This window comes from Sporosarcina sp. Y1009 (assembly GCF_057669865.1).
The window spans coordinates 1-14,022 of record NZ_JBYHFO010000018.1 but is presented as its reverse complement, the minus strand read 5'-3'; the positions used below and the strand labels follow the sequence as shown (position 1 = coordinate 14,022).

General features: G+C 41.8%; 13 protein-coding genes and 1 other annotated feature (1 of these 14 only partly in view). All 13 genes read right to left on the bottom strand.

The features are described 5' to 3' along the window. Positions 1-78: a binding site (T-box leader), on the bottom strand (it extends 141 nt beyond the left edge of the window). 66 nt (positions 79-144) lie between these two features. After that, a complete protein-coding gene (gltX, locus tag AC25Y1_RS16580) occupies positions 145-1,605 on the bottom strand; it encodes a glutamate--tRNA ligase (RefSeq protein WP_488149117.1) in 1,461 nt (486 codons plus the stop codon). 73 nt (positions 1,606-1,678) lie between these two features. Continuing rightward, complete coding sequence (ispF, locus tag AC25Y1_RS16575; RefSeq protein WP_488149116.1) at positions 1,679-2,155, bottom strand: 2-C-methyl-D-erythritol 2,4-cyclodiphosphate synthase; 477 nt, start codon at positions 2,153-2,155, stop codon at positions 1,679-1,681. Beyond that, a complete protein-coding gene (ispD, locus tag AC25Y1_RS16570) occupies positions 2,152-2,844 on the bottom strand; it encodes a 2-C-methyl-D-erythritol 4-phosphate cytidylyltransferase (protein ID WP_488149115.1) in 693 nt (230 codons plus the stop codon). Before ispD ends, ispF begins: the two co-directional genes overlap by 4 nt. 24 nt (positions 2,845-2,868) lie before the next feature. Beyond that, positions 2,869-3,975, bottom strand: coding sequence for a PIN/TRAM domain-containing protein (locus tag AC25Y1_RS16565; protein WP_488149114.1), 1,107 nt, complete (start codon positions 3,973-3,975; stop codon positions 2,869-2,871). A 267-nt stretch (positions 3,976-4,242) separates the two neighbouring features. Then, positions 4,243-5,616 carry a DNA repair protein RadA gene (gene radA / locus AC25Y1_RS16560; RefSeq protein WP_488149113.1) on the bottom strand — a complete coding sequence of 458 codons (1,374 nt, stop codon included), beginning with the start codon at positions 5,614-5,616 and terminating at the stop codon, positions 4,243-4,245. Between the two features lie 78 nt (positions 5,617-5,694). Continuing rightward, positions 5,695-8,154 carry an ATP-dependent Clp protease ATP-binding subunit gene (locus tag AC25Y1_RS16555; RefSeq protein WP_488149177.1) on the bottom strand — a complete coding sequence of 820 codons (2,460 nt, stop codon included), beginning with the start codon at positions 8,152-8,154 and terminating at the stop codon, positions 5,695-5,697. A 115-nt stretch (positions 8,155-8,269) separates the two neighbouring features. After that, a complete protein-coding gene (gene mcsB, locus AC25Y1_RS16550; protein ID WP_488149112.1) occupies positions 8,270-9,346 on the bottom strand; it encodes a protein-arginine kinase McsB in 1,077 nt (358 codons plus the stop codon). Next, a complete protein-coding gene (locus AC25Y1_RS16545) occupies positions 9,336-9,890 on the bottom strand; it encodes a UvrB/UvrC motif-containing protein (RefSeq protein WP_488149111.1) in 555 nt (184 codons plus the stop codon). The genes mcsB and AC25Y1_RS16545 overlap by 11 nt, the downstream gene beginning before the upstream one ends. Positions 9,891-9,932: 42 nt before the next feature. Next, the gene (locus tag AC25Y1_RS16540; protein ID WP_488149110.1) at positions 9,933-10,400 is read right to left on the bottom strand and encodes a CtsR family transcriptional regulator; all 468 of its coding nucleotides are present in this window, start codon (positions 10,398-10,400) and stop codon (positions 9,933-9,935) included. Positions 10,401-10,681: 281 nt separating this feature from the next. After that, positions 10,682-12,379, bottom strand: coding sequence for a hypothetical protein (locus AC25Y1_RS16535; protein ID WP_488149109.1), 1,698 nt, complete (start codon positions 12,377-12,379; stop codon positions 10,682-10,684). Between the two features lie 156 nt (positions 12,380-12,535). Further along, positions 12,536-13,129: a biotin transporter BioY gene (locus AC25Y1_RS16530; protein ID WP_488149108.1), complete on the bottom strand. Its 594-nt coding sequence runs from the start codon at positions 13,127-13,129 to the stop codon at positions 12,536-12,538. A 133-nt stretch (positions 13,130-13,262) separates the two neighbouring features. After that, positions 13,263-13,448, bottom strand: coding sequence for a histidine kinase (locus AC25Y1_RS16525; protein WP_488149107.1), 186 nt, complete (start codon positions 13,446-13,448; stop codon positions 13,263-13,265). A 51-nt stretch (positions 13,449-13,499) separates the two neighbouring features. Continuing rightward, complete coding sequence (locus tag AC25Y1_RS16520; RefSeq protein WP_488149106.1) at positions 13,500-13,781, bottom strand: hypothetical protein; 282 nt, start codon at positions 13,779-13,781, stop codon at positions 13,500-13,502. Between the last annotated feature and the right edge of the window lie 241 nt (positions 13,782-14,022).

The following is a 14,022-nucleotide window of genomic DNA, read 5'->3' as shown; positions in this document are numbered from 1 at the left end:
ACCCAGATCGCTTCCAGCCTGTGGCGATCCTCTCTGAAGGGTTTACGAATATGTACTTATCCTTATCAATGATTTAACTTGTTAACGATATTTAAACGAAAACGATTATCTACAATTTTACACGCAAAGTACCGTTTGTCAAAATTATTGTTCTGCGTATTTAGCAATGCGTCGGGTAGCAATTTCTTTTCCGACCAGTGCGATTGCCGCTGGTAATTCAGGACCGCTCGTTTCACCTGTAGTGACAACACGAATCGGCATGAATAAGTTACGCCCTTTATGACCTGTTTCTTTTTGAACAGCTTTAATTGCCGCTTTTATGGACGCTGCGTCAAATGTTTCAAGTTCCCCAAACTTACCTGCTAGTGAGGCCATCACTTCTGGAACTTGTTCACCTGCAAGTACCTCTTGGGATTGTTCATTATATTCAATGTCATCCTTAAAGAACTGGGCGGTGAGTTCAACAATTTCAGCCCCATAACTTAGTTGTCCTTGATATAAAGCGATTAAATCATGCGCCCAAGCTTGTTGTTCTGTAGACAGTTGTGCCGGTAATGAACCTGACTTTTGCAAATGCGGCAACGCCAATTCAATAACAGCGTCCAGTGATAATTGCTTAATGTATTGGTTGTTCATCCACGTCAATTTGTTTTTGTCGAATGCTGCTGGTGATTTCGACAAGCGTGCTTCATCAAATATCGATACAAGTTCTTCTTTTGAAAATAACTCATCTTCACCTTCTGGCGACCAGCCGAGTAGAACGATAAAGTTGAATAAAGCTTCTGGTAAATACCCGAGTTCTTCATATTGTTCGATGAATTGAATAATCGCTTCATCACGTTTACTTAGCTTCTTACCACTTTCATTCACGATTAATGTCATATGGCCAAAACTTGGTATTTCCCATCCAAATGATTCGTAAATCATTTGTTGTCTCGGCGTGTTTGAAATGTGGTCATCTCCACGTAATACATGCGTAATTTCCATATAATGATCATCTACAGCGACAGCAAAGTTATACGTTGGAATACCATCTTTTTTCACGATGACAAAGTCGCCAATTCCATCCGATTCAAACGATACATTGTCTTTGACAATATCGTTGAATGTATAAGTTTTCCCACGCGGTACAGCAAAACGAATGCTTGGCTCTCTGCCTTCTGCCTCACGTGCAGCACGTTCCTCTGCAGATAAATGACGACATTTCCCACCATAACGCGGCATTTCATGTTTGGCAGTTTGTGCTTCACGTTCAGCTTCTAATTCTTCAGGTGTACAATAACATTTATATGCTAAATCTTTCTCTAAAAGTTCATCATAATGTTTTTTATATAAATCATTTCGTTCAGATTGGCGATAAGGACCAAAATCTCCGCCAACATCAACGCCTTCATCCCAATTAAGCCCCAACCACTTCAAATACTTAAGTTGAGAATCTTCGCCGCCCTCAATATTACGAGCACCATCAGTATCTTCAATTCGAATAATGAACTTTCCACCTTTACTGCGTGCATATAAATAGTTAAATAACGCTGTACGTGCATTTCCGATATGTAAGTGTCCTGTTGGACTCGGTGCGTATCGAACTCGAACTTCCTTTGTCATAGTAAATCCTCCTAAGTTTTTGTGCATAGACCCTTTTTACTTTATCACAGGTTTTATTTCAATGAAAAAGATGTTAGTTTTTTTGCAAAAGTATGGTTGCCATCGCGGCAATACCTTCTCCGCGACCCGTAAAGCCTAATTTCTCTGTCGTCGTCGCTTTAATATTGACTTGTGACGCATCCGCCTTCAACAGTTCGGCTACACGCTGTTGAATGACTTCGATATGCGGGGCCATTTTTGGTTGTTCCGCAATAATCGTACAATCTATGTTTCCCAGCTTATAGCCACGTTCATTGACAAGCGCCCAAATTTTCTCCAATAACACCGCTGAGTCTGCATCTTTAAATGCACTATCTGTATCCGGAAAATGACGTCCGATATCCCCTTCACCAATCGCACCGAGTGCCGCATCCGTAATCGTGTGAAGCAGCACATCCGCATCAGAATGACCCGTAAGCCCCTTATCATGCGGGATTAATATCCCACCAAGAATGAGCGGGCGTCCCTCTTCAAATTTATGCACATCAAAACCTTGTCCAATCCGTATCATACAATATCCTCCAATTGCCTTTTCAGTATTATTTCACCAAACGCAAGATCTTCCTGCGTTGTCATTTTAACATTTTCATACGTACTTTCTACAATTTGTACGGGATGTCCAAGCCTTTCCACGAGCATGGATTCATCCGTCCCTAAAAAACCATCACGAATTGCGAGCTCTGACGCCTCTTTTAGCACAGGATATCGGAATGCTTGTGGCGTTTGTACAATCCAAAGATTTTCGCGATCAACCGTTTCTTCAACGACGCCATCTTTCGCTAACTTCATGGTATCCTTCGGCTGAACGGCCGCAATCGCAGCCCCGAAGTCATTCGCTCTTTGAACTAGATCCGCAATAACAGACCTTCGTAAAAATGGACGTGCCGCGTCGTGTACAAGCACAATACCACTTTCAGCATGCGCGCTAATACATGCAGCTACACTATATTGACGTTCAGATCCACCATCCACAATATGTTTCGTTTTAGAGATGCCAAATTTGTCTAGCATCGCTTTTATATCTTTTCGTTCCTCTTGTTTTACCGCTAAAATAATCCCTTTGCAGGCAGGATCTTTTTCAAACACCAAAAGAGTGTGGATTAAAATCGGCGTTTGATTGAGTTCTAAAAAGAGTTTATTTTGACCAGCACCCATCCGCTTTCCGCTTCCGGCTGCTGGCAACATGACTGTATAATCCACTTATATCTTCCTTGTCTCTAATGATTAATTGGCTTTGGCAGTGCGGCCGTTTTTCGGTTTCGCAAAAATCATTCGCCCTGCTGACGTTTGCAGAACACTTGTCACTGTCACGTCAATTGCATTGCCTATATGGAACTTACCATCTTCCACAACGATCATCGTTCCGTCATCCAAATAAGCAATTCCCTGTTGATGTTCTTTCCCGTCTTTAATCACGACGACATGCATATCTTCTCCAGGAATAACGACTGGTTTCACCGCATTCGCCAAATCATTAATATTTAAGACAGACACACCATGTAAATCCGCCACTTTATTCAAATTAAAATCGTTTGTGACGACAAGTCCGCCCATATCCTTCGCAAGATGAACAAGCTTCAAATCCACTTCTCCGACATCCGCAAAATCTGCGTCTGTTATTAAAATGCCTGATTCTTCATCTGTTTGCAAACGTTTTAAGACGTCTAGTCCACGTCTTCCTTTCGTCCGCTTCAAAGTGTCCGAGGAATCAGCAATATGTTGCAATTCCGTCAACACAAATTGTGGAACAACCAGAATTCCTTCTAAAAATCCTGTAGCTGAGATATCCGCGATTCGACCGTCAATAATCACACTCGTATCAAGAATTTTGTAGGTTTTTCCACGCGTAACTGCTGCATTTGCATCTTCACTTTCTTTCTTCTTCAGACCATTACTTTTAGCTGATTGAAATGCTTGAATGATTTCATCACCCTGCTTAAATCCAACCTGAAATCCCAAGTAACCAAGAATAACAAATAGCACTGTCGGTAGTACAGACTTAATAAGCGGAATTTCAATGCTTCCAAGCCAAAAACTGAGAAGAAATGCCAAACTTAACCCGAGAATTAACCCAAGCGTCCCGAATAATAAATCAAAAATGGGTGCTTTTAATAACCGATCTTCCATCCATTTGATGGAATTCACAACCGGCGATGTTAAAAATAGATTTAATAAGAAGAATATAATTGCACCGATAATTGCGGTTACATAAGGATTATTCAGGATCGGTGTTGAAGTAAAAGAAAAGACAGAGAATAATTGCGGCAAAAATATAACACCCAACGTACCACCCAAAAGTAAAAATGTCAGTTGAACAACTCTTCTTAACATATGAAACACCTCCTCTTTTTTTACATACGTACAAATGATTCTTTCGAACTCGCATATTGCAGTTCACCTTAAACAAAAAGCGCTTTTGTCAAAGGACTTGTCGTTATTATACATCTATTCCCTACTACTCGCCTTTCATAACCTAATAAAACTCGAAAAATGTGACGAATTTACCGTAGCAAATTGACATTCGCTGTCATTCTTGGGTCGAATTCACGATCATAACTGACCACAGAAATAATAGAAGAGGACTAACTCGTAGTCCCGTTATTTTGAAAAACCTATTTTCAGTGCATCACTTACTGTTTCGACACCGATCACCTGAATTCCTTTCGGATAATCCCATCCCCCTAAATTCGATGATGGAACGATGGCACGCTCGAATCCTAGTTTTGCAGCTTCAGAGACTCGTTGTTCAATTCGTGACACACGTCGAACTTCTCCCGTCAATCCCACTTCACCGATATAGCAATCGGAAAGTCCTGCGGCGGTATCACGATAACTCGAGACGATGCTCACCAATACTGCCAGATCAATGGCAGGCTCATCTAGTTTTACCCCACCGGCAACCTTAATATAAGCATCTTGTGCTTGTAACAGCATACCCATTCGTTTTTCCAACACTGCCATTAATAGTGACACACGGTTTTGGTCTAACCCCGTCGCCATTCGTTTAGGATAATTAAAACTAGATGGTGTGACGAGCGCTTGGATTTCAACAAGAATCGGCCTCGTTCCTTCCATCGATGCTACGACTGTGGAACCAGCACCGCCTTGTGACCTTTCTCGAAGGAATAATTCAGAAGGGTTCAACACTTCTTTTAATCCCGATTGCAACATTTCAAAAATCGCGATTTCATTCGTCGATCCAAATCGATTTTTAACACTTCTTAAAATACGATACGTATGATGACGCTCTCCTTCAAAATACAAAACAGTGTCAACCATATGTTCAAGTATACGCGGACCTGCAATCTGACCATCTTTGGTCACATGGCCAACGAGAAATATTGCGATGTTTTGTGTTTTTGCAATTCTCATTAGTTCAGCAGTACACTCGCGCACTTGCGTAATACTTCCCGGTGCTGACTTCACTTCAGGATGATGAATCGTTTGGATTGAGTCAACAATCACAAATCGTGGTTTTACCTCTTCAATGGTGAGATGGATTTGTTCTAAATCCGTTTCCGCATAAATATAAAGTTCATCTGATAAAACACCGAGGCGTTCTGCACGAAGTTTCGTTTGGCGAATTGACTCTTCACCAGAAATGTATAAAACACGATGACCTGCATTCGCCAGCAGAGAGGATACTTGAAGCAGAAGTGTAGATTTACCTATCCCTGGATCTCCTGCAGTTAACAGTAAGGAACCGGGGACAATTCCACCACCGAGAACGCGGTTCAATTCCTCTAAATCTGTCTTAATACGTGGTTCTGCATTCACTTCAACCTGACTAATCGGCATGGCTTTTTGGCGCACATTTTCTGTATGTTGAAAAGCGCCACGCGGGCCTTTACTAACAACTTCAACTTCTTCGTTCATGGTGTTCCATTCACCACATCCCGGACAACGCCCCATCCATTTTGCAGATTCATAGCCACAATCTTTACACATGAATTTTGATTTTCTTTTTGACATATTTACCTCCAAATACGGAAAGGACAGTCCTATTCCGTCGAAATTTTCGACGGCGGACTATCCTGTTTCTACCATTTGTTATTTTTCAGTGACGACTTCTTTTGACTCGACACCTTCAGTTCGAACGACAAATTCATCATTTTCCACATCAACAATGACGCTTCCACCTGTTAAAACAGTACCTTTTAATAGTTCTTCAGATAACCGGTCCTCAATATGTTTCTGAATCGCCCGACGTAATGGTCTTGCACCATACTCAGGGTCGTAACCAACTTCAGAAATCTTCAATTTTGCAGCATCTGTTAATTCAAGTAGAATATCTTGTTCTTTAAGACGCTTGGATAATTCATCTGCCATTAGCGTAACGATTTTACGTAGATGTTCTTTTTCAAGTGAATGGAAGACGATCATTTCGTCAACACGGTTTAAAAACTCCGGACGGAATGTTTTCTTCAACTCCTCGAGCATTGTTGATTTCATACCCTCGTAATCATGATCCGAGTCATTTAAGTTGAATCCTACATATCGATTCGACTTAAGTGCCTGCGCACCTACGTTGGACGTCATAATAACGACTGTATTGCGGAAATCGACTGTGCGCCCTTTAGAATCCGTCAGTCTACCATCTTCCAATACTTGCAGAAGGATGTTAAAGACGTCAGGATGCGCTTTCTCAATTTCATCTAATAGAATAACCGAATAAGGCTTGCGACGTACGAGCTCGGTCAACTGACCTCCGTCATCATGTCCAACATAACCTGGAGGTGATCCGACCAGACGTGAAGTTGAATGTTTCTCCATGTATTCGGACATATCCACACGAATCATTGCGTCTTCATCACCAAACATCGCTTCCGCTAGTGCCCGTGCAAGTTCTGTTTTACCAACACCTGTTGGTCCAAGGAATATAAAGGAACCTATTGGGCGTTTTGGATCTTTAAGTCCAGCGCGTGCGCGTCGAATCGCTTTCGAGATTGCAGTAACTGCTTCTGCTTGACCAATTACCCGTTCATGAAGGGTTTCCTCCATATTCAGTAATTTAAGTGATTCAGTTTCTGCTATTTTTGAAACGGGGATACCCGTCCACATCGCGACAACTTCGGCGATGTCATTCACAGTAACTTTTGACTCTGTTTTCCCTTGTTCTTCTTTCCAAGCTTTCTTTGTTACATCAAGTTCTTCTTTCATCTTCTGTTCCTTATCTCGGAACGAAGCAGCTTTTTCAAACTCTTGGCTTTGAACAGCCTCATTTTTCTCTGAACGAATGGCTTCCAATTGTGTTTCAAGTTCTTTTAAGTTCGGTGGTGTCGTATATGAACGTAAACGCACTTTCGAACCTGCTTCATCGATTAAGTCAATGGCCTTATCAGGCAAAAATCTGTCGGAGATATAACGATCAGACATTTTCGCTGCGGCATCAATTGCCTCATCCGTAATTTTGACACGGTGATGCGCTTCATAGCGATCACGCAAACCTTTTAGTATTAGAATAGATTCGTCAACAGACGGTTCGTCAACTTGTATCGGTTGAAAACGTCTTTCAAGTGCTGCATCTTTTTCAATGTACTTTCGATATTCATCAAGCGTTGTTGCACCAATACATTGGAGTTCTCCTCTTGCAAGTGATGGTTTTAAAATATTAGATGCGTCGATCGCACCTTCAGCGCCACCCGCACCGATAAGCGTATGCAGTTCGTCGATAAATAAAATGACATTACCCGCTTGGCGGATTTCTTCCATCACTTTTTTCATGCGATCTTCAAATTCACCACGGTATTTTGTTCCCGCAACGACCGTTCCCATATCAAGTGTCATAACACGTTTATCACGAAGGATTTCCGGCACCTCATTATTCACAACTTGTTGCGCGAGACCTTCAGCAATTGCAGTTTTACCAACACCTGGTTCTCCAATTAGAACTGGGTTGTTTTTTGTGCGACGCGCGAGTACCTCGATGACACGCGTAATTTCTTTGCTTCGACCAATAACTGGGTCGAGTTGCCCTTCACGTGCGACTTCAGTTAAATCACGCGCCAAGCCGTCTAATGTTGGCGTAGCTGCAGAGGCAGATGCGTTGGCATTTGAACCACTAGAACTTTCTGTTGTTCCAAGCAATTGTAAAACTTGCTGGCGAGCTTTGTTGAGACTCACGCCGGCATTGCTTAAGACGCGAGCAGCGACACCTTCGCCTTCTCGAATAAGTGCAAGTAAGATATGTTCAGTTCCGATATATGAATGGTTTAACTTACGAGATTCGTCGACTGATAGTTCGATAACTTTTTTTGCACGAGGTGTATAGTGAACGATAGGACCAACGTCTTTTGTGCCGGATCCGACAAGCTTATCGACACCTTCTTCAATCGTTACAAAACTGACATCGATTGCTTCAAGTGCTTTCGCCGCAATCCCCCCACCCTCACGAATAAGTCCAAGCAAAATATGCTCAGTGCCAATAGACTCGTGTTTCATGCGAATCGCTTCTTCTTGGGCAAGTTGTAACACTTTTTGTGCTCGTTGTGTAAATCGATTAAACATCATCATTCAGTCCTCTCCTTCTACTATATATAATCTATTCGACTACCTTATAGGTAGTTGAATGTAATTCACTAATTCTTTATTGAAGACAGTAATGATTTTCCAGCTTTATAATAGTTTATTCTTCTCTGTCGTGCCTAGACCCAACAATTTCAAGCCGTTCACGAAACAGTTTAGCTCTGAAAATATCACGTTCTTCTTGGTTTAACTCTGTATTCGCAAATTGCTGAAGAAAACCCGGTTGCATAAAGATCATTAATTCATTGAGAATTGACATGTCAACATCTTTGATAATTCCCAAATCGATCCCAAGTCGTACATCGGATAGACAACGAGCCGCTTCACCCGTTTGCAATAATCGCGAATAGACAAGCGTTCCCAAAGAGCGGAACAAACGATTTTCAAGCGCAATTTGAGATTTTTCTAGCAATAAACGCCTTGCTTTTCGCTCATGTGCTAGTAGATGCGATGTGATATTGCCAAGGTCTTCTAAAATATCATGCTCGGTTTTTCCAAGTGTAACCTGATTGGACACTTGATACACATTGCCGAGCGCCTTGCTTCCTTCACCGTAACTTCCCCGAACAACTAAACCTAAACGTCCGATAGCTGGAATAATACGGTCGATTTGCTTTGTAATCGTCAATGCAGGCAAATGCATCATAACAGAGGCACGCATCCCTGTTCCTGTATTGGAGGGACAACTAGTTAAGTACCCAAATTCCTCATCAAATGCATACGGCAAGTCTTTCTCAAGCAAATCGTCCACCTCATTGGCATGACGGAAAGCTTCTTCTAGTTGTAGCCCTGGATAAATGCACTGGATTCGAATATGGTCTTCTTCATTGACCATGACACTGACTGACTCATCAGAAGACAACAAGACCGCACCGTGGCGATTAGGGTCCGTCAAATTCGGGCTGACCAAGTGTTTCTCTACGAGTACTTCTTGGTCTAATGAAGGCAAGTCAGACATTCTCGAGTACGTATAGTCTTCCTCATTCATATCTAATAGTGTCCCCGAAACAATCTTATCTACCACTAATGCTTCTTCGTCAGTTGCAGCGATAGGAAAACGATAGCCCCTTAAATTTCGAGCCAATCGAATACGTGTGGAAAGCACAATATCCGAATTTTCACCGTGCGCAGTCATCCAGCCAGTTGCCGCATTCCGTATGAATTTTTCAATCGACATCGGGTTCTTCACCTCCATATGCAAGTTGCTTTTGAAGTTCATTGGCTTCATCGCGTAAAGCAGCGGCTTCTTCAAATCGCTCTTCTTTTACAGCATCTTGCATTTTCGCACGGACTTCTTCCACTTTCCGCTTAATGGCATATACTCGATTAAATGAAACGGGTATTTTCCCAGTATGGGTTGCATGACCGCTATGTAGTTTACCAAAGACATTTGGAAGATGTTGCCGAAACGTGTCATAGCATGTTGCACAACCAAATTTCCCAATGTCAAGGAATTTTGAAAACGTTAACTGACATCCTGGACATTCGATTCCATCAAATTGATTGACACGGGCTTGTTGCTCTGTTTTAAATGGCTCCGCTGTTCCAAACCATTGTGACAAAAATTGCTGAATAGATAATGGTTCCTGGTTAGGATCAAAGTGAAATGTTTGTGATTGGAAAGCACACTTCTCACATAAATGTTGTTCGACAGATTCACCTGTATTCCCTTTTTTTATAATGACGGATGCAGGCCGTTCTTTACAATTTTCACAAATCAAAATGTCCACCTCCGATAGGTAAAGTTTGGTTTATCGTTTAACCTAAAGTTGTTCATAAATAAGCGTAATGAGCATCGCACGTAAAATACGTGCCCGAATGATGTCTCGTTCTGGAAGCGGAATGCGGATTGTCGTTCGATCTACCGCCGCAAGAATCAGCCTAGACTCGCGCTCAGTGATGACTTCTTCATCGATAAGCCGATAAACAATATCTAATGCCATCGTATGCGAAGCGCCGCCATCAAGACCTGCAAGGATATGTTCGATTAAGTCCTTGCGGTTATTCGGACGAACTCTAAAAATACGAATATACCCACCACCGCCTCGTTTCGACTCAACGGCATACCCACGTTCAGCTGTAAATCGCGTATTGATCACATAATTTATTTGCGATGGCACGCATTGAAACTTTTCGGCAACTTCTCCCCGTTTAATCTCAATAATGCCACTGTGTTCTTGTTCGATAATCCTCTTTAAATATCCTTCAATAATATCAGAAATGTTTCGCATGTCCTCACCTCTTTCATGAAGTCTGATAAGGCATTGACTTTGACTATCTTTGACTTGATTGTACAGCCGAATTTACTGATTCGCAATTGATTCGCACCTGAATGGAAGAATCTCAATCAGTATCGGCGAATGGGTTGCTAGTTTAGACATTGTGTGGAAATTGGCTGTTGGCGTAGTAAATATATCGGAATTCGGGCAGCGTGCAAGTTCGTCGGAATGAGGGAGAGATTGTGCAAAAAATTAAAGAGCTTCCTAATATGATTAGGAAGCCCCATTTTTTCTTAATTTACGCTAGTATTGGTCAATTCTCTTACCGGTAAAAATTGTTCACCTGTATCTAAATAGGTCATGGCGAGCTTGTCACCTTCTTGAATATAAATCGAAAGTGGTTCAACCTCAGAAGAAACGAGGAAATTTCGACCGTCATCTGCCAAAATCGACACTAATGTAAAGTCACCCACCCGCTCTTTAAATACCCGGGCTACCGTGATCGCAGCTTTTGCTTCTTCAGCATTTGAAGTGCCATCAACCGTACTTCCGCCACGTTGAATTGCGGTTTTATACAATTTCAACGCTTCATTTGGTGTTGTCCCGTGGACTGAAATCTCTGGATTTGCAGCAGATACGATAAAGTAGTTTTGCAAAAATCCATTAGAATCCAAAACTGGTGTCAGCCAACTCGCTTCACCGTAAAAGTTATAGAGCACCGGCATTTCGCCAGACCATTTCTTTTCGATAAACTTCTTCTCAATAATTTGCAGCGCACCCTGTGAATCCATATAAGACTCTTCCAGATTACCCGTGTAATATGTTGCTTCTCCTGTACGACCATCCGTCAACGCATAACCGAGCATTGAATCGACGCCTTCTTTCGGGCTTGTAAAGTCTGTAAAGTAATACATATGTCCATTTTCGTCGAATATCGGACTCACATTTGCTTCTGTTCCTTCATCTGATGGTAATTTCACGTCTTTCTTTCCAACGACCGAATTCCAAAAACCGTGAATATAGTTTCCAAAATAGCTATTTTGCAAGCTTACAGCCTCAGGTGAAACCGCTCCGTTAATGAATTCTGGAACTTCAGAAGTCGGATATTGCTCAACATCCCCCGACTCGGGATCCATCATGACGATCCCTTTCACGTCAAAGCCGTTACGCGCGGAAATAAATTCTCCGTATGAACGAATATAATACGGTTTCCCCTCATCATCTATTTCCAGCTGAACATCTCCGTAATAAATGAGATTTGGCATGGCCATTCTCATATGTCGTTCCACATTTTTTCCGAAAAATGAAGACGGTGTATAAACCATTTCGGCATCAATGAATTTCGGATTGTCTGATGAATCAGTCGCGCTCATTGTAAAGTATCCTGGTGTCGATTTCGCACTCCACCATTTGAAAAACCCTGAAAACTCAACGGGTGCAATATAGACAAAGTCATCACCGACCTTCTGTATTTGCAAGTTACCAAGTTCATAATAACTCGTATTTGGTACTTGACCGAAGGCTTTCTTCATTTTATTTCGCGCAAATTTCGGTGGCACACTAGCAGGTGTTTTCGTTTCATCAAATGCGGTGATTTCCACTTTCTCATCCATTTCGACCGCTTTATATTTCTTGTCTGCATTAAAAAGTGGTGCACTCAGTAGATAGACGCCAAAAATCGCAGCACCGATAAAGAGAATAATTTTCGGTTTCCGGTCTTTAGGGCCAGCAAAGGTAACACCTAGGAATGTTGCAATGATCAGCATCACCCATAAGGACGTCCAGTTTCTATCCAAATTGGACAAATAATAAACTGCAAATACGACGATTGCTACTAGGAGAGCAGTACTCCCTAACGCTGCCCATCTATTAAATACTAAATCTTGTTCATCATTATTTTTCTTATTCTTTTTTACAGTTGTTGCAAATGGAACGATAAGTAAACTCGCGATAATTCCGGCGATGACTGAAAATAATAATAGATTCACCATATGAAACACTCATTTCTTGTAAAAGATTTTTGCTACATCTACTGTTACGTTTCAGAGGCTAAAGCGTTTCATTATTAATGCAAAAAAATGTTGGTGATTAATTCCAAAAAGAAAAGAGACATGCTCATCAGGGTGAGATGTCTCTTTTCTCATCTTTCAATTACGGCGAACTTTTAATACTTTGTACATGCGATGGCCAAAAATTCCTGCCAACACAGATAGAAGGATATCTTTTGGTAAAGGTGGCACCATCCACAGCCACGCAAGCTTGTATGTAAATGCATCAGGGGCAGCTGCCCAAAGTTTATAGGCGAAATACATCCAGTTTGTTCCAATCCCATAATTAATCACAAACCCAACAAGTGCCGCGAAAATATAACTGCTCAACTTGCCATTTCTTTCAACAATTTTCCCAACTACATATGCTACGAATATAAATGAAACAATAAATCCAAAAGTCGGGCTAATCACCCAGCCAACGCCGCCGCCAAATTTTGCGAACACTGGTGCACCTGCAAGGCCGACAAACATGTAAACGGTCATCGAAATTGCACCTAATCGACTGCCTAGAATTAAACCTGCAAGGATCGCGAAAAATGTCTGGAGCGTGATGGGTACCCCCCCAACCGTTAAAAACGGTGCAAATGCAGTAATGTTTGCACCAATCATCATAAGCGCAGCAAACATTCCACTATAAACCAAGCTTAATGCATTCATGCCACTTCTTGTTTTCGTCGTCGCTGTTGTCATAAGTCACCTCAAATTAGTGTGTTCTGATTACTATAATAAAAGATGAACCGAAATGAGTCAACCTATATTTATTTATGGTTAACTCAAATATTAGCTATAAAAAATACCGACAGCACGTGGCCATCGGTATTTATTATTTCTTTTTAACTTCATCTTTCGGAAACAGAAAGTATGAAATGATCCCGCTCACAATTACAGCGCCAACCGTGATGAGAACACGTGATGTTTCGGGCACATCTGTATGACTCCGATTCAACATAATCCAGCTACCCCAAGCAACGATAATCATTATCGGAATCACATATACTAAAGCTTTCAACTTGTTCACCCTCAATAAGTTTTAATAACTTTAGTTTACCATAACTCGGTTTTAGAACCAGCGTGAACGGCCTCTTCCGCCGAACTCAGGACCATAGCCACCTCCGAACTCCGGTCCAAAACCACCACGTGGGACGACTGGTGCGCCCATAACATTTTCTGTCGTTTCTACGCAATAATGTCTTGGTATATCAACGTAATGCTGTCTATTCACGTTGACAATTGGGTGAATAACAGGAACCTCCCGCGGCATAAATTCATCGTGAAATCTATATTCCGGCGGACATACAATCGGCTCCACCTGATTGCCATGGCAATTTCCATGATGCATCATACGATCACCTCCTCTCTCTAGTACATGTTTTTAAAAGGAGGATAGACGGGCGAGCGACTATAGGCTTTTAGAAAATGTTCTTTGAAATATGGGGTGAAACTGAAATAGAGCGTGGTGGCGTTGCGAGGATAAAATTATTGAAGCACTCGTTATGGGAACAAACGGGTGGCAACGAGCACAACTAGGTTCGCAGCGAGCATAAACGACTGCACAACGAGCATAAAATAATACCGCCGGGCGA

Coding starts and splice junctions, on each gene's coding strand:
- ispF (WP_488149116.1), bottom strand. CDS start 2,155: ATGATACGGATTGGACAAGGTTTTGATGTGCATAAATTTGAAGAGGGA.
- AC25Y1_RS16535 (WP_488149109.1), bottom strand. CDS start 12,379: ATGGTGAATCTATTATTATTTTCAGTCATCGCCGGAATTATCGCGAGT.
- mcsB (WP_488149112.1), bottom strand. CDS start 9,346: ATGTCGATTGAAAAATTCATACGGAATGCGGCAACTGGCTGGATGACT.
- AC25Y1_RS16520 (WP_488149106.1), bottom strand. CDS start 13,781: ATGATGCATCATGGAAATTGCCATGGCAATCAGGTGGAGCCGATTGTA.
- AC25Y1_RS16540 (WP_488149110.1), bottom strand. CDS start 10,400: ATGCGAAACATTTCTGATATTATTGAAGGATATTTAAAGAGGATTATC.
- AC25Y1_RS16555 (WP_488149177.1), bottom strand. CDS start 8,154: ATGATGTTTAATCGATTTACACAACGAGCACAAAAAGTGTTACAACTT.
- gltX (WP_488149117.1), bottom strand. CDS start 1,605: ATGACAAAGGAAGTTCGAGTTCGATACGCACCGAGTCCAACAGGACAC.
- AC25Y1_RS16530 (WP_488149108.1), bottom strand. CDS start 13,129: ATGACAACAGCGACGACGAAAACAAGAAGTGGCATGAATGCATTAAGC.
- AC25Y1_RS16565 (WP_488149114.1), bottom strand. CDS start 3,975: ATGTTAAGAAGAGTTGTTCAACTGACATTTTTACTTTTGGGTGGTACG.
- radA (WP_488149113.1), bottom strand. CDS start 5,616: ATGTCAAAAAGAAAATCAAAATTCATGTGTAAAGATTGTGGCTATGAA.